The 15877-nt window shown below is 74.0% G+C and carries 10 protein-coding genes; 3 read left to right on the top strand and 7 right to left on the bottom strand.

The genetic code is table 11. The features are described 5' to 3' along the window. Window positions 1-559 precede the first annotated feature (559 nt). A complete protein-coding gene (locus tag DNL40_RS13405; protein ID WP_245885931.1) occupies window positions 560-1120 on the top strand; it encodes a GNAT family N-acetyltransferase in 561 nt (186 codons plus the stop codon). A 149-nt stretch (window positions 1121-1269) separates the two neighbouring features. Here DNL40_RS13405 and DNL40_RS13410 read toward each other — a convergent pair whose 3' ends face one another. Further along, window positions 1270-2559, bottom strand: coding sequence for a methyltransferase (locus DNL40_RS13410; RefSeq protein WP_111251773.1), 1290 nt, complete (start codon window positions 2557-2559; stop codon window positions 1270-1272). Then, window positions 2556-3626 carry a hypothetical protein gene (locus DNL40_RS13415; RefSeq protein ID WP_218926072.1) on the bottom strand — a complete coding sequence of 357 codons (1071 nt, stop codon included), beginning with the start codon at window positions 3624-3626 and terminating at the stop codon, window positions 2556-2558. Before DNL40_RS13415 ends, DNL40_RS13410 begins: the two co-directional genes overlap by 4 nt. Before the next feature lie 67 nt (window positions 3627-3693). On the opposite strand from DNL40_RS13415, the gene DNL40_RS13420 reads away from it, so the two are divergent. Continuing rightward, complete coding sequence (locus DNL40_RS13420; RefSeq protein ID WP_111251774.1) at window positions 3694-4344, top strand: TetR family transcriptional regulator; 651 nt, start codon at window positions 3694-3696, stop codon at window positions 4342-4344. 18 nt (window positions 4345-4362) lie between these two features. Here DNL40_RS13420 and ligA read toward each other — a convergent pair whose 3' ends face one another. Both ligA and adhE read right to left on the bottom strand, forming a co-directional pair. Then, window positions 4363-6795 carry an NAD-dependent DNA ligase LigA gene (gene ligA / locus DNL40_RS13425; RefSeq protein ID WP_425450785.1) on the bottom strand — a complete coding sequence of 811 codons (2433 nt, stop codon included), beginning with the start codon at window positions 6793-6795 and terminating at the stop codon, window positions 4363-4365. Window positions 6796-7200: 405 nt separating this feature from the next. Further along, a complete protein-coding gene (gene adhE / locus DNL40_RS13430) occupies window positions 7201-9933 on the bottom strand; it encodes a bifunctional acetaldehyde-CoA/alcohol dehydrogenase (RefSeq protein ID WP_179951083.1) in 2733 nt (910 codons plus the stop codon). Window positions 9934-10150: 217 nt separating this feature from the next. On the opposite strand from adhE, the gene DNL40_RS13435 reads away from it, so the two are divergent. Continuing rightward, on the top strand, window positions 10151-12352 hold the full coding sequence (locus DNL40_RS13435; RefSeq protein ID WP_111251775.1) for a prolyl oligopeptidase family serine peptidase: 2202 nt from the start codon (window positions 10151-10153) through the stop codon (window positions 12350-12352). A 48-nt stretch (window positions 12353-12400) separates the two neighbouring features. On the opposite strand, the gene DNL40_RS13440 is transcribed toward DNL40_RS13435, so the two are convergent. The 3 genes from DNL40_RS13440 to DNL40_RS13450 form a co-directional block, all read right to left on the bottom strand. Continuing rightward, a complete protein-coding gene (locus DNL40_RS13440) occupies window positions 12401-13447 on the bottom strand; it encodes a uroporphyrinogen decarboxylase/cobalamine-independent methonine synthase family protein (RefSeq protein ID WP_111251776.1) in 1047 nt (348 codons plus the stop codon). 124 nt (window positions 13448-13571) lie between these two features. Next, complete coding sequence (gene mnmA / locus DNL40_RS13445; RefSeq protein WP_111251777.1) at window positions 13572-14699, bottom strand: tRNA 2-thiouridine(34) synthase MnmA; 1128 nt, start codon at window positions 14697-14699, stop codon at window positions 13572-13574. Next, a complete protein-coding gene (locus DNL40_RS13450) occupies window positions 14696-15868 on the bottom strand; it encodes a cysteine desulfurase family protein (protein WP_245885941.1) in 1173 nt (390 codons plus the stop codon). The genes mnmA and DNL40_RS13450 overlap by 4 nt, the downstream gene beginning before the upstream one ends. Between the last annotated feature and the right edge of the window lie 9 nt (window positions 15869-15877).

The following is a 15877-nucleotide window of genomic DNA, read 5'->3' on the forward strand; positions in this document are numbered from 1 at the left end:
ACCCGACGAGGGATAAAATTTGGCATTGACTATCAAGCACACTGTTGAGTTCTCAAACAACCGACGCACACCATCCGATTTGGAAGCTTTTCGCTTTCCTCTTCGCTCCGGGGCGATGTCTTCAACTTACCAGACCTTTTCCGCCCCGCCTAATCCGTGATCTCGAGGAATTCGAGAGCGGAAAAGGCGAGAGAAGCCGATCCTGCAAGCCCCCCACCAACCAGTCACCAGGGCGCACGAAGCACCCGATGTTTCCTTCGGTGTGAGTTCCAACCCCGGCGCGGCCACCCGCTCTGCCTGGCGTCGCCGCCTCGCTGAGCTGTTCGTGTCCGTCCGCCCGTCGGGCTGACGTCGTAGAACATTACACGCCCCGCAGAGGTCCAACAACCCCGGCAGCGGTGACGGCGACCACACCGCCACGCTTGCCCTGACGGAACGCCTGCGCACCACGGTCGGTAGGAGCATGTGCAGGCCCTTCCACCCCTGACAGCGCTCGCTGGCACGGTCTCGGCTCGGCGTCCCACCCGAGGACGAGAGCCACGGGGCTAGATTCGGGCTCGTGACCGCCCCCGCTCCGACGTCCGTCCGCCGCGCCCGCCCCGACGAGGCCGCCGAGGTCGCCTGGCTGGCCGCGACCACGTTCCCGCTCGCGTGCCCGCCCGGCACCGCGGCCGCGGACATGGCGCGCCACGTCGCGACCCGGCTCACCCCCGCGAGGTTCCGGGAGTGGGCCGCGAGCGAGGAGCACGTGCTCTTGATCGCGACCGACGACGAGACGTGCCTCGGCTACGCGCTGCTCCAGCGCGGCACGCCCGACGGCGAGCAGGAGGCGCGCGTGCTGCGAGAGGCCACCGGTTCCGCAGGACCGTACGTCGAGCTGTCGAAGATCTACGCGCACCCGCTCGCACAGGGCACCGGATCGTCGTCGGCCCTGATGCGTGCGACCCTCGAGGTGGCCGGCACCCTCGGACCTGGTCTGCCCCTCTGGCTTGGCACCAACGGCGACAACGCCCGCGCCCAGGCCTTCTACCGCAAGCACGGCTTCGCCGTCGTCGGCACCCGTACCTACGACGTCGGCGGACGGCTGCACGACGACGTCGTGATGCTGCACGGCGCCTGACCCGAGCAGGGCCAGACCCAGGTAGAGCACCGCACCCGCCCCGGCCGACGCCGCCGCACCGCCGACCACCGCCGACCACCCCGCACGCACCCCGCGGCCCGGTAGCCCTGGTGTCGCCAGGGTCCATCGCTGCGGTGACCTCGGCGGCCTCAGCGCCCCGGTGACACCCCCGACAGCTCCCCGGCGCACGACGGCCGCGGGCCGGCGCCGAACGCGTCCGCGCACAGCTGCGCCAGGTGTCGCACGCCGGGCAGCGAGAGCGCCCACCCCGCGAGCGCCCAACCGAGGTGCGCGTGCTCCACGGCCCGGGCGAACGCAGCCACGCCCTCGGTGCGGACGCCAGGTGCCTCGTACGTCATCCGGAAGAGGACCTCGGGGTGCTCGGCCGCCGGCCGGACGGTCAGCGCGACCGGCGATCGGGCGAGCAGCCAGGCCCCGACCCCGCTGCACAGGTCGCAGTCACCGGCGACGTACACCGTCGCACGGGGACGACCGGGCCACGGGCGCCAGCGCGGGAGCCAGGGCCGGACGGCGGTGCGGTAGCCGAGCCACGCCTCCCCGAACGCCCCGCGCAGCGCCCGGTCCTCGTGCCAGTCCGCCAGGCCGGCGGAGTAGACCACCGTGACCACGGCCCCCAGCAGCAGGCACGGCTCGGCCAGCGTCCCGGCGGCCACGACGTACGTCCCGGCCACCGCCGCCTGCATCGGGTTGCGCAGGTAGGCGTACGGTCCCGACGTCACCAGGCGCGACGGCGGGTCGAACGGCAGGGGCGTGCCCCGCCCGACGACGGCGAGCTCCCGCATCGCGGCCAGGCCAGGGAGCGCCGCGGCCAGCGCGAGCTGCGCGCCCGTCCCCAGGACCCCGCGCGGCGGCAGGGTGCCCGACGCCGCCACGAGGACCGCCACCGGGAGCCCCAGCATCAGCCCGCCCGCGGCCACCGCCTGCGCCCATCCGCGCAGGAGCGTCCGCCGGCGGCTCCGGGTCCAGCGGGCGAGGGCGAGGGCGGGAACCAGCGCGACCATCACCGCGACCGCCTCCCCGACGATCCAGTGCCGGCCGCCATCCCAGCGTGCACCGAGGAGCACCACCGGCTCGCCCAGCGGCATCAGGGCGAGATCGACCCACACCAGCAGCGCCCCGACGAGCAGCGGGGACAGGTGCCGCAGCGCCAGGGCCGGTACCGCTCCCCACAGCAAGGCCCAGGCCAGCCACAGGTCCAGCGGGAGGCCGAGCCACACGGCGCCGACGGCGTCGAACGCCCACCAGCCGAGCGACGGCGCCGCCAGGTTCAGCGGGAGCAGCGCGAGCGCGGCCCACGCGGTGGCCGTGAGCATGGCCGCGACCTCACGGGACGTGGGCCGCCGGTGCGCGCACAGGGCCACGAGGAGCACCAGCGGGACCGCGAGGCCCACGCCCCGCACCAGCGCGGGGTCGTTCACCGTGCGCCGTCGGGCGTGAAGGTCGCGGCCAGGTAGGCGGCGGCCTGGTCGGTGGCGTACCGCTGCACCGGGCCGAAGTACCAGGAGGGGTCGAACGTGCGCGTGTAGCGCAGCGTCCACGTCACGCGCACGCCCGTGCCCTCCGCCCACCAGATGACCTCGGCCTGGTGCAGGTCCATCCAGCGGGCGAGAGTCGTGTCGTCCGTGACGGCGAAGACGACCGCACCGCCGTCGTCCCGCGCCTCGCTCCGGACGACCTCGAGGGCCATCGCCCGCGGCGTCGGCTCGGCACCGATCCCGAGGCTGCGCCGCGGCGTGAACTCCACCTCTCGGACGGCCCCGACCTCGAGCCCCGCACCCGCGGCGTGCACCGGGTGCGGGAACGGCACCGCCCGCAGGAACGCCGAGCGGAACGGGCCGTAGTCCGGAGCGGACGCCAGCGCGGTGGCGACCTCGTCGACGCTCGCGTCGACGACGACGCTCGCGCTGCCGGCGTCCTCGCGCGGCAGCAGCGAGACGCCGCCGACCCCCTCCAGGAGCATGACGGCCAGCAGCGGAGCCGCGACCAGGGCGGGGGCGCGGCCGCCGGGGCCCCTCTCCCGCACCCGCTGGACGGCGACCCCGACGGCGGCGGCGACCCCGTAGAGCAGCGGGGCGGCGATCACGAGGCACACGACGCCCTCGTCCAGGAGCGGCCCGGCCAGCGCCAGCCCGATCGTGGTGGTCGCCAGCGCCACCCCGACGGCCGTGCGCGGGCGGGCCGTGAGCGTGACGGTCACCGCGACGAGCGCCGGGACCCCGACGTAGAAGAGCGCCGTCTGCTCGAGCCCCGCCTCGCCCAGCGCTCGGGCCAGGAGCATCGCGAGGAACAGGGAGAGCAGCACGCCCGCCAGCAGGAGCCGGGCGCGGCGGGTCGCCGGCAGCTCGGGGGCGCGGTGCTCGGGTGCGGTCAGCGGCCCCGGGTCGGCGTCCCCGACGGCATCGTCACGGTGCTCACGGTGCTCACGGTGGTCGCGGTGGTCGCGGTGGTCATGCCGGCCGTGCTGGGATCCGTGCGGTGCGGGCACGACGCCTCCTGCGGTTCGGTTGTTGATCGGTCGGTTAAACCACTCGATCAAACCATATGATGAAGCCATGACGGAGGACGCGGCGGGAGAGGCGAAGAGCAGACCAGGCCGGCGCAGCGCCGAGGAGACACGGCGGCGCCTGATCGACGCGGCCGAGACCGTGCTGCGGGAGAACGGCTACGCCGGGACGTCCGCGAGAACCATCGCCGCGGCAGCCGACGTGAACGCGGCGCTGGTCTTCTACCACTTCGGCGGCGTGGACCAGCTGCTCCTGGCCGCCCTCGATCGGTCGACCGCCGAGCGCATGGAGATGCATGCCGTCACCGCCGGCGCGGCACGCACCGTCGAAGAGCTCGTGGAGGCCGCGGTCACCATCTACCGCACCGACCTCGAGCGCGGCTACCTCGCCCAGTTCAGCGAGCTCGTGGCCGCGGCCGTGACCAAGCCCGCGCTGCGGGCGGAGATCAGCACCCGCGCCGAGCCGTGGGTCGCCTTCGTCGAGGAGCACTGGCAGCGCGTCGTCGGAGGCAGCCCGCTCGCCAAGATCCTCCCCGCACGCGACGTCGCGGACGCGGCGCTCACCTTCTACCTGGGGGTCAACCTCTTCAGCGTGATCGACCCCGACCGGCAGCGCACCGACGGCGTGCTCGACCTCGCCCGGCGGCTCGCCCCGCGCGCCAGACTGCTCACGATGCGACTGCCGGGCCGACGGGGCTGACAGGGCCCGCGACGCACGTCAGACCAACGCGTCCGGGCCGCCGTCCAGCAGGGTCACGAACTGCGCCTCGTCGAGGATCGGCAGGCCGAGCTCCTCCGCCTTGGCGGCCTTGGACCCGGCCCCCTCGCCCACCACGACGTAGTCCGTCTTCTTCGACACCGACCCGGCCGCCTTGCCACCCGCCGCGAGGATCGCCTCCTTGGCACCGTCCCGCGTGAAGCCCTCCAGCGACCCCGTCACGACGACGGTGAGACCGGCGAGCGGACCCGTCGGCTCCCTGCCCGCCGCGGCCTGCGCCGCCATCGCCTCCGGGCCCGGGTGGCCGGGGGTCGCGAACCGCACCCCGGCCCGCGCCCACGACTCCACGATCTCCACGTGCCAGTCGACCTCGAACCATGCCTTCAGCTCGGCCGCGATCACCGGGCCCACGCCCTCGACCGCCGCGAGCTCCTCGAGGCTCGCAGCCCGCACGGCGTCCAGCGAGCCGAACCAGTCCGCGAGCGCCCGGGCGGCCACCGGCCCCACGTGCCGGATGTTGAGCGAGACGATCTGGCGCCACAGGTCCTTGGTCTTGGCCTTCTCGAGCTCGTCGAGCAGCTTTGTGGCCTGCGAGGAGGGCTCCCACTCGGGCAGCGTCTCGCCGGCAGCATCAGCCTGGGCACGGCGGGCCTTGGTGTAGGTGAGCTTCTTGCGGAAGGGCGCACGACGGCGGGCGACGCCGTCGTCGTCGAGCCGGGGCAGGCCCGTCTCGGCGTCGCGCACCACCACCTCGATGGGCAGGAGCTGGTCCAGCGTGAGGTCGAACAGGCCGGCCTCGGTGCGCAGCGGCGGATCGGACGGCACGTCAGGCTGGGTGAGGGCGGCGGCGGTGACCTCGCCCAGCGCCTCGACGTCGAGACCGCCGCGCGAGCCGATGTGCTCCACGCGGCCGCGCACCTGCGCCGGGCAGGAGCGGGCGTTGGGGCAGCGCAGGTCGACGTCGCCCTCCTTCATCGGCCGCAGCGCGGTGCCGCACTCCGGGCACTGCGCGGGCATGACGAAGTCCTCGCGCGGGTGGCCGTCGTCCGCGAGCGCCGCGACCGGTCCCACGATCTCGGGGATGACGTCGCCCGCCTTGCGCAGCACGACGACGTCACCGATCCGCACGCCCTTGGCCTTGACGACGTCCTGGTTGTGCAAGGTGGCCTGGCGGACGGTGGAGCCCGCGACGAGCACGGGCTCCATCACGGCGTACGGCGTCGCCCGACCCGTACGGCCCACGCCGACCTGGATCGCCAGCAGGCGCGTGTTGACCTCCTCCGGCGGGTACTTGTAGGCGATGGCCCAGCGGGGGGCGCGGCTCGTCGAGCCCAGGCGCCGCTGGTCGGCCAGGGCGTCGACCTTGACGACGATGCCGTCCAGCTCGTGCTCGATGTCGTGCCGGTGGGCGCCGAAGTGCTCGATCATCTCGACCACGGCGTCGACGCCCTCGACCACGCGGTTGTGCGGCGAGACCGGCAGGCCCCACCGCTCGAACAGCTCGTAGGCGGCGGACTGGCGCTCGAGCTGCGCGTGCTCGCCCTCCTGCCACTGCAGGGCGCCGACGCCGTGCACGTACAGGCGCAGCGCCTCGACGCGGGCCAGGCCCGCCTCCAGCTCGAGCCCGTCCTTCTTGTCCAGGAGCTGGCGCAAGCCCCCGGCGGCCGCGTTGCGCGGGTTCGCGAACTGCGGGAAACGCCGCAGCGCCGCCACGCGGGCGCGCTCCTCGTCGAACGGCCGGCCGGCGCCACCCCGGGCGTCGTGGCGCGCCCGGGCCTCGGCCACCGCGCGGTCACGCAGCCGGCCCTGCAGGTCGTTGAGCTCCTCGAAGGCGGAGACCGGGATGAACACCTCGCCGCGGACCTCGACGACGTCGGGGTGGTCGTCGCCGGCCAGCTGCTGCGGGATGTCGGCGATGCGCAGGGCGTTCTGCGTGACGTCCTCCCCCGTGCGGCCGTCACCACGCGTGGCAGCCCGCACCAGCCGCCCCTTCTCGTACAGCAGGGCGATCGCCAGGCCGTCGATCTTCACCTCGGACAGGTAGCCGACGTCCCCGCCCTCGACCCCGAGGTCGCGCGCCACGCGGGCGTCCCAGGCACGCAGCTCCTCGATGCTGAAGACGTTGTCGAGCGACAGCATGCGCTCCAGGTGCTCCACCGTGGCGAACCCGGCCGCCGCCTGGCCGCCCACCCGCTGGGTGGGCGAGTCGGGCGTCTGCAGGCCCGGGTGGGCCGCCTCGAGCGCGGCGAGCTCGCGCATGCGCGCGTCGTACTCGGCGTCCGACACCAGCGGGGCGTCCTGCTCGTAGTAGGCCCGCTGGTCCGCCTCGACCAGGTCCCGCAGCTGCGTCCAGCGGCGCTGCGCCGCCTGCTCGTCCAGCTCGGCCGCGTGCAGGTTCTCGGGGGCCGCGCCGGGCGTCGTCGTCTCGCTCACGGGGCCATCTTCGCCGACGACGCCGACACGCGTGACACGGCGGCTCCGGCGCGCCGGGGCCACGCGAGCCCGCCGGGGGCGAGCAGGCAGGGCCGGGCCGGGGTGAGCGCCGGGCGGCCGCCTGCGGACGAGGACGGGCCCGGCGGCTGCTGCCGCCGGGCCCGTCGGGCGTCCGGGCCACGATCCGGACACCGGTGCCGACGTATCAGCACCCGTCGCGAGCGGGGCCACGAACCCGCTCGCGGAGGCCCGACCCCGGGGCCACGAACCCGGGATCGAGCGGCGCCCCGTGCGGGACGCGGGCACCCGGGCCACGAACCGGGTGCTGGCCGCTGGTGCGCCCGGAGGAGACGGGCGCGCCGCGGAGACGGGGCCGGGGCGCGCTGCCGCGCCCCGGCCGGGAGATCACCTCGTCGGCGTCGTGCGCGCCGGGTTCATGTCGAGGTAGGCGACGCCGGCCTTGCGCTGCTCGGCGACCTCCTCGCGAGACAGCCCGTAGTACGCCGCGACCATGATGTCCTTCATGTCCTGGAGCATCGGCAGCCGCGGGTTGGCCGGGGCGCACTGGTCCTCGTAGGCACGCATCGCCAGGGTGTCGAGCCCCCCGACGAAGTCCTTCTCGGACACCCCCTGGGCCGCGAACGAGCGCTCGATGCCGATCTTGTCGGCGAGCTCGCGCACCGCCCGGGCGTAGGACTCCACGCCCTCCTGCGGGGTCGAGGCCGGCAGGCCCAGGTGCTTGGCGATCTGCTGGAACCGCTCCGGCGCGACGTACTTCTCCGCCTTCGGCCAGCCCGTCACCTTGCCCGGGACGAGCCCGTTGTAGCGGACGGCGTAGGGCAGAAAGATCGCGTTGGTGCGGCCGTGCACCAGCTTGAACGTGGCACCCACGGTGTGGGACATCGCGTGCACGATCCCGAGGAACGCGTTGCCGAACGCCATGCCCGCGATGGTCGCGGCGTTGTGCATCTTCTCGCGGGCCTCGACGGCCTCGCCCCCCTCGGTCACCGACTTCTCGATGTTCTCGAAGACCAGCTTGATGGCGTGCAGCGCCAGGCCGTCCGTGAAGTCGTTCGCGTAGACGCTCACGTACGCCTCGGTGGCGTGCGTCAGGGCGTCCATGCCCGAGTCCGCCGCGAGCTTCGCCGGCATCGACGCCGTCAGCACCGGGTCCACGATCGCGACCGACGGGGTCAGCGCGTAGTCGGCCAGCGGGTACTTGAAGCCCGTCGAGTGGTCGGTGATGACCGCGAACGGCGTGACCTCCGCACCCGTGCCCGAGGACGTGGGGATGCAGACGAGCTGGGCGAGCTTGCCCAGCGTCGGGTACTGGAACGCGCGCTTGCGGACGTCGAAGAACTTCTCGCGCAGGTCCCCGAACTCCAGCTCCGGGTGCTCGTACTTGAGCCACATGACCTTGGCCGCGTCCATGGGCGAGCCGCCGCCGATCGCCACGATCGTGTCGGGGCGGTGGTCCTTCATCAGGCGGGCGCCGCGCTCGACCGTCTCGACGCTCGGCTCGGGCTCGACCGTGTCGATGATCTGGACGGCGATCTTGTTGTCCCGCCGGTGCAGGACGTCGAGCACCTTGTCGACGATGCCGATCTGGCTCATGACGCGGTCGGTCACGACCGTGACGCGCTCGACGCCGGGCATGTCCACCAGGTACTGGATGGCGTTGGGCTCGAAGTACGTCTTCGGCGGGACCTTGAACCACTGCATGTTGTTGTTCCGCCTCGCGACGCGCTTGACGTTGATGAGGTTGACGGCCGACACGTTGTTCGACACGGAGTTGTGGCCGTAGGAGCCGCAGCCCAGGGTCAGCGACGGGATCAGCGCGTTGTAGATGTCGCCGATGCCGCCGAGGGCGCTGGGCTGGTTCCACAGCACGCGCACCGCCTTGACCGCGTGGCCGAAGCGCTCGGCCAGGTCCTTGTCGGTGGTGTGGATCGCGGCGGAGTGGCCGAGCCCGTCGAACTCGACCATCTGCTCGGCGAGCTGGATGCCCTGCTCGGTGGAGGTGGCCTTGAGGACGGCCAGCACCGGGCTGAGCTTCTCGCGGCTGAGCGGCTCCTGCGGCCCCACCCCGGAGATCTCCGCGAGGATGATCGAGGTGTCGTCCGGCACCGAGAAGCCGGCCTGCTCGGCGATCCACTGGGCAGACTTGCCGACGACGTCAGCGTTGAGCCTCGCCCCCGCGCAGTTGGCGGACTGCGCGGTGACCCCGAAGACGAACTCCTCGAGCTTCGCCTTCTCCTCCGCCGTGACGACGTAGGCGTGCATCCTGCGGAACTCTGCCATCGCCTCGTCGTAGATCTCGGCGTCGAGGATGACGGCCTGCTCCGACGCGCAGACCACGCCGTTGTCGAAGCCCTTGGACAGCACGACGTCGTTGACGGCGCGGCCCAGCTTGGCGTCCTTGGCGATGTACGCCGGGACGTTGCCGGCGCCGACGCCGAGGGCGGGCTTGCCGGTGGAGTAGGCGGCCCGGACCATCGCGTTGCCGCCCGTGGCGAGCACGAGCGAGACGCCCGGGTGGTTCATCAGCTCCGAGGTGGCCTGGATCGAGGGGTGCTCGATCCACTGGATGCAGTCCTCGGGGGCGCCCGCGGCGATCGCGGCGTCACGCACCACGCGGGCGGCGGCGATCGACGACTGCTGGGCGCTCGGGTGGAAGCCGAAGACGATCGGGTTGCGGGTCTTGAGCGCGATGAGCGACTTGAAGATCGCCGTCGAGGTCGGGTTCGTGACCGGGGTGACGCCGGCGACGACGCCGACGGGCTCGGCGATCTCGACGATGCCACGCAGGTCGTCGCGGCCGATGACGCCGACGGTCTTGAGGCCGGCCATGGAGTGGGTGACGTGCTCGCAGGCGAAGATGTTCTTGGTCGCCTTGTCCTCGAAGATGCCGCGGCCGGTCTCCTCGACAGCGAGCTTGGCGAGGTTGCCGTGCTCGTGGAGGGCGGCGACGGACGCCTTCTTGACGATGTGGTCGACGTCCTCCTGCGTGAAGGACGCGTACGCCGCCAGGGCCTTGAGCCCGCGCTGGACGAGCGCGTCGACCTCGGCCGCCGCGTCGGGTGCGGTCACCGCAGCCGCGGCCTCGGGGGCCGCCTTCGCCTTCTTCGTGGTGCTCACCGGGGTCTCTCCTCCTGGGGACCTGTGAGGGCGGCCCCCGTGCTCCGTCTTGCATGTGAAGACTTTCACAAGTGTGGTCTGACCACAAGAGAAGAGGCTGTGACGTGGCTCTCAACGGCCCCACGCAGACCGGCCGAGGGGCTCCCCCGGCCCACGAGCAGCCCACGGAGCAGCCCGCCGAGGACGCCGCCCGAGCACGGCGATAGGGTGCAAGGCCATGAGCGTCGCCCCAGACCAGGACCCGGCCCCCCGCACGCCCCTCGACCCGGCCGCGGCGGACCCGTTCGCCTGGCTCGAGGAGGTCGAAGGGCCCGCTGCCCTCGCCTGGGTGCGCGAGCAGAACGCGCGCTCCCAGCACGCGATCGGCGCCAGCCCCCGCTTCGAGGCCACCCGCGAGGCGATCCGCGAGGTGCTCGACTCCGACGCCCGCATCCCCGAGGTCTCCCAGATCGGCGACCTCTACTACAACTTCTGGCGGGACGCCGACCACGAGCGCGGCGTCTGGCGCCGCACCACCCCCGAGTCCTACCGCTCGGCGGCCCCCGAGTGGGAGACGGTGCTCGACCTCGACGCCCTCGCCGAGGCCGAGGGCACCAGCTGGGTGTGGCACGGCGCCCAGGTGCTGCGCCCCACCCCCGAGCAGCTCGCCGCCGGGCAGCCCTGGCGCCGAGCCCTCGTGGACCTCTCTCCCGGCGGCTCCGACGCCGACGTGACCCGCGAGTTCGACCTCGTGGACAAGCGGTTCGTGCCCGCCCCCGAAGGATTCGAGCGCGCCCTGCGCACCGACGACGGCACGATCGGCCGCAAGGGCGGGCTCTCCTGGGTGGACGAGGACTCCGTCTACGTCTTCACCGACCTGGGCCCCGACGCCGAAGGACGGCCCACCACCACGACCGCGGGCTACCCCCGCGTGGTCAAGCTGTGGCGGCGCGGCACCCCCCTCGAGGACGCCGTGACCGTCTACGAGGGCACGGCCGAGGACATGTACATCTCGGCCCGCCGCTCCCGCACCCCCGGGTTCGAGCGCGACCTGGTGCACCGCTCCGTCGCGTTCTACCGGTCCGAGACCTTCCTCGTGCACGACGTCGGCACGCCCCGGCAGGAGCTCGTGCGCATCGACGTGCCGCTCTCCGCCGAGGTGGGCTTCCACCGGGAGTGGCTCCTCGTGGAGCTGCGCGACGACTGGCACGTGGCCGGCCGCACCTACCGGGCCGGGTCCCTCCTCGCAGCCCCCGCCGACGACTTCCTCGCCGGCTCCCGCGACCTGACCGTGCTGTTCGAGCCCACGGCCACCACCTCGCTGGCCGGAGCCACCTGGACCCGCCACCACCTGGTGGTCAACGTGCTCGACGACGTCAAGAACCGCCTGCACGTGCTCACCCCGCCCGCCGACCCGGTCGCGGGCGCCCCGTGGCAGCGGCAGGACTTCCCTGCCGCCGACCCCGTCGCCTCGGTGGGCACCCGCGCCGTCGACCCCGTCGACAGCGACGACGTGTGGGTGGTCACCACCGGGTACCTCACCCCTTCCACCCTCGGGATCACGACCGTCGGCGCCCAGCAGATCACCACGCTCAAGGCGGCGCCCGCGTTCTTCGACACCACGGGCCTCGTGGCCGAGCAGCACTTCGCGACCTCCGACGACGGCACCCGCGTGCCCTACTTCGTCGTCGGACGCGAGGAGACCCTGCGGCGCCCCCGGCACCGCGCCCAGCCCGGCACCGCCCCCACCCTGCTGTACGGCTACGGCGGCTTCGAGATCGCGCTCACGCCCTCCTACTCAGGCCCTGTGGGGCGCGCCTGGCTGGAGCGCGGCGGCGTCTACGCCGTCGCCAACATCCGCGGCGGCGGGGAGTACGGGCCCGCCTGGCACCAGGCCGCGCTCAAGGAGCACCGCCACCGCGCCTACGAGGACTTCGCCGCCGTCGCCCGCGACCTCGTCCAGCGGGGCATCACCACGCCCGCCCACCTGGGCATGGAGGGCCGGTCCAACGGCGGCCTCCTGGCCGGCAACATGCTCACCCAGCACCCGGAGCTGTTCGGCGCCGTCATCGTGGGCGTGCCGCTGCTGGACATGAAGCGGTACTCGCACCTGCTCGCGGGCGCGTCCTGGATGGCCGAGTACGGCGACCCCGACGACCCCGCACAGTGGGAGTTCGTCCGCCGGTTCTCCCCGTACCACCTGTTCGACGCGAGCCGCGACTACCCGCCCGTGCTGTTCACGACGTCGACCAAGGACGACCGGGTGCACCCCGGCCACGCCCGCAAGATGGCGGCGCTCATGCTGGCCTGCGGCAAGGACGTCTCCTACTACGAGAACGTCGAGGGCGGGCACGGCGGGGCCGCGAACAACGCACAGGCAGCGCACATGGCGGCGCTGCACTGGACGTTCCTGGCCCAGCGGCTCGGCCTGGAGGAGTGAGCCACCCCCGCCCGTGAGCGCTCGCCGCGCCTCGAGCGGGTGGCGGCCCTACGCCGCCGCCCGCTCGGCCAGCGCCTCGGCCACGCGGCCGAGGTTGGCGAGCTCGGCGCGGTGCTCGTCGGTGCTCGCCAGGGCGCGTCTCGAGGCGGCCAGCAGCGTGACGTCGTCCAGGGCCGAGGCCGGCAGCCCGACGCGCCGCCACGGGACGGCGACGAGGTTCACCAGCTCCCCCAGCATCGGCCCCGCACACTGCGAGACCTGCGCCGGCGGGAGCCCGGCCCACAACCCCACCCCCTTCTCGACGGCGCGAGCCACCAGTTCCCACGCCCGCTCGTTCCATCCGCCCGCGCCGAGCGAGCCCAGGTCCAGCCCCACGCCGTCGGCACCGGCCAGCACGACCGGGGGCACCCCGACCCACGTCTCCCCGAGGTGGACCACCGCCCGGGCACCGACGTCGTGCACCGCGTCGACCACGGGCCGCAGCCCCTCCACGACGTCGGGGCCGGGCACGGCCCGCAGCCGCGAGTAGCCGGAGAACGTGGGCAGCACGCCGGCATGCACGGCGCCGAGCTGCGGCTCGGCGAGCTGCACCACGACGTCGGACGGTGCGACGCCCGGCACCTGCTCGTGCACGGCCGCGACCTGCGCGCGGACCCCCTCGGCGAGCGCCAGGCCCAGGTCTCGGCGGGCTCCCTTGTCGGCCAGCACGCGGTCGCCGCGGGCAGACCACAGGGTGGCCGCCAGCGTCCACGGCCCGGTGACCTCGAGGGCGAACGGGCCGGCGTAGCCGTGGGCGGCGATCGCCAGCGCCCCGAGGTCCTCGCGCGCGAACGCCTCGGCGCGGCGCTGGTCCGTGCCGGGCCGGTCCGTCAGCTTCCAGCCGTGCGGCCCGAGCTCCACGGGCATCTCGGCCAGCAGCGCGGCGGTGCGGCCCACCGGGTCGGCGCCCGGCCCACGGCCCGTGAGCTGGACGAGGAACGGCACCGCACCCACGCCGGCGGGCAGCTCCGCCAGGTCGCCCGTCACCGTCAGCTGCGCCTCGAGGACGTCGCCCTCGCCGCCGGGCCAGGGCCCGTGCCCGCTCACCGTCACCATGCGTCATCCCCCACCTGTCGGAGCCCGGAGCCTCGTGGTCGTGGACCACCGGGCCAGCGCGCAGCGTACTGCGCCCTGCGGCGACCGCCCGGGCTGGTCCGGGCTGGTCACCGCACGTGGCCGCCTACGCAGCGACGGACGCCGCGCGCCACGCCCGGGAGACGGTGGCCTGGCCCAGCACCTGGGTACCCCGGTAGACGACGAGCGACTGGCCGGCCGCGACGCCGCGCAGGGGCCGCCCCGTGAGCTCGACCTCGAGAGCCGGCCCGCCGCCGGCAGCCTGGGCGGCCCGCACCCGCGCGGGCACCGGGGCGCCGTGGGCGCGCACCTGGACCTCGGCGTCGGCCCACGCGTCGGGCGCCGGGACGAGCCACACGGCCTTCTCCCCCGCCACCCGGTCGACGCTCAGCAGCTCGGCCGGCCCGACGACGACGGTGTTGCTGGCCGGCTGCACGTCCACCACGTACCGCGGCTGGCCGTCCGCAGCCGGCCGACCCAGGCCGAGACCGCGCCGCTGGCCGACCGTGAACGCGTAGGCGCCATCGTGCTCCCCGACCACGTTGCCCTCGACGTCGACAACCTCGCCCGGTCGCGAGCCGAGCCGCTCGCGCAGGAACCCGCGGGTGTCGCCGTCGGCCACGAAGCAGATGTCGTAGGAGTCCGGCTTGGCCGACACCGAGAGCCCGCGACGCTCGGCCTCGGCGCGCACCTGCGCCTTCGAGGCGAAGCCGCCCAGCGGGAACATGGCCCGCTGCAGCCTCTCGGGCCCCATGACGGCCAGCACGTACGACTGGTCCTTCTCGGCGTTGGGCGACCGGTGCAGCTCGCGCACCACCGCGCCGTCAGGTCCGGGCCGTTCGATGACCTGCGCGTAGTGCCCTGTCGCCACCGCGTCGAAACCCAGCGCCGTCGCCTTGTCGAGCAGCGCCTCGAACTTGATGTGCTCGTTGCAGCGGACGCACGGGTTCGGGGTGCGCCCCGCCTCGTACTCGGCGAGGAAGTCGGCCACCACGGTGTCCTCGAACCGCTCCGACAGGTCCCACACGTAGTACGGGATACCGAGCACGTCCGCCGCGCGCCGCGCGTCGCCCGCGTCCTCGATGGAGCAGCATCCGCGCGAGCCCGTGCGGAACTGGTCGCGGTTGCGGCTCAGGGCCATGTGCACGCCCACGACCTCGTGCCCCGCCTCCACCGCGAGCGCCGCGGCGACGGCGGAGTCGACCCCTCCGGACATGGCTGCGAGGACCTTCACGGCCGGCCTCTTTCGTTCGTGCGGGAGACGAGCCCCGCGGCCTGGGCGCGCGCGACCACCTGCGGCAGCGCGGCCACGAGCCGCTCGACGTCGTCGGGCGTGGACGTGGCGCCCAGGGAGAAGCGCAGGGCCCCGCGGGCCTCGGCCTCGGGGACGCCCATCGCGAGCAGCACGTGCGACGGCTGCGGCACCCCCGCCTGGCACGCGGACCCCGTGGAGGCCTGCACCCCGGCCGAGTCGAGCAGGTACAGCAGCGAGTCGCCCTCGGCGTCGGGAAACGTGAAGTGGGCGTTGCCGGGCAGCCGCTCCTCCGGGGCGAGCGCGGGATCGGGCCCGCGCAGGACGGCGTCGGGCGCCGCGGAGCGCACGCCGGCCACGAGGGCGTCGCGCAGCGTGGCCAGGTGCTTGGCGCGCACCTCCCGCTGCTCCACCGCCTCGGCCAGCGCGACGGCGAACGCGCGGATCGCGGGTACGTCCAGCGTGCCCGAGCGCACGCCCCGCTCCTGGCCGCCACCGTGCAGCACCGCCTCCAGCTCGAGCTCGCGCCGGGCCAGCAGGGCACCGACGCCGAGCGGGCCGCCGAGCTTGTGCCCCGTGACGGTCATGGCGTCCACGCCCGAGGCCGCGAAGTCGACCTCCACCTGCCCGACGGCCTGGACGGCGTCGGTGTGCACCGGGACGCCGTGCTGGTGGGCCAGGCGCACGACCTCGCGCACCGGCTGCACCGTGCCCACCTCGTTGTTGGCCCACATGACGCTCACCAGGGCCACCTCGTCGGCGTGCGCGGCCAGCTCGGCGCGCAAGGCCTCCAGGTCGAGGCGCCCCTCGGCGTCGACGGGCAGCAGGACGATCTCCGCGCCCGCGTGCCCGGCCAGCCAGAACGCCGGGTCCAGGACGGCGTGGTGCTCCACCGCCGACACCAGCACCCGGGTGCGGTGGGTGGCACCGCGGCGGCGCCCCCAGAACATCCCCTTGATCGCGAGGTTGTCGGCCTCCGTGCCACCCCCGGTGAACACCACCTCCGACGGCCGGGCGCCCAGCGACCGCGCCACCGACTCCCGCGCCTCCTCCACCGCGCGGCGCGCACCCCGCCCGGCGGAGTGCAGGCTCGACGCGTTGCCCACCCGCTGCGCCTCGGCGACGAACGCCTCGAGCGCCGCGGGCGACATCGGGGTGGT

The sequence above is a fragment of the Xylanimonas oleitrophica genome (assembly GCF_003244315.1).
GTDB classification, from domain to species: domain Bacteria; phylum Actinomycetota; class Actinomycetes; order Actinomycetales; family Cellulomonadaceae; genus Xylanimonas_A; species Xylanimonas_A oleitrophica.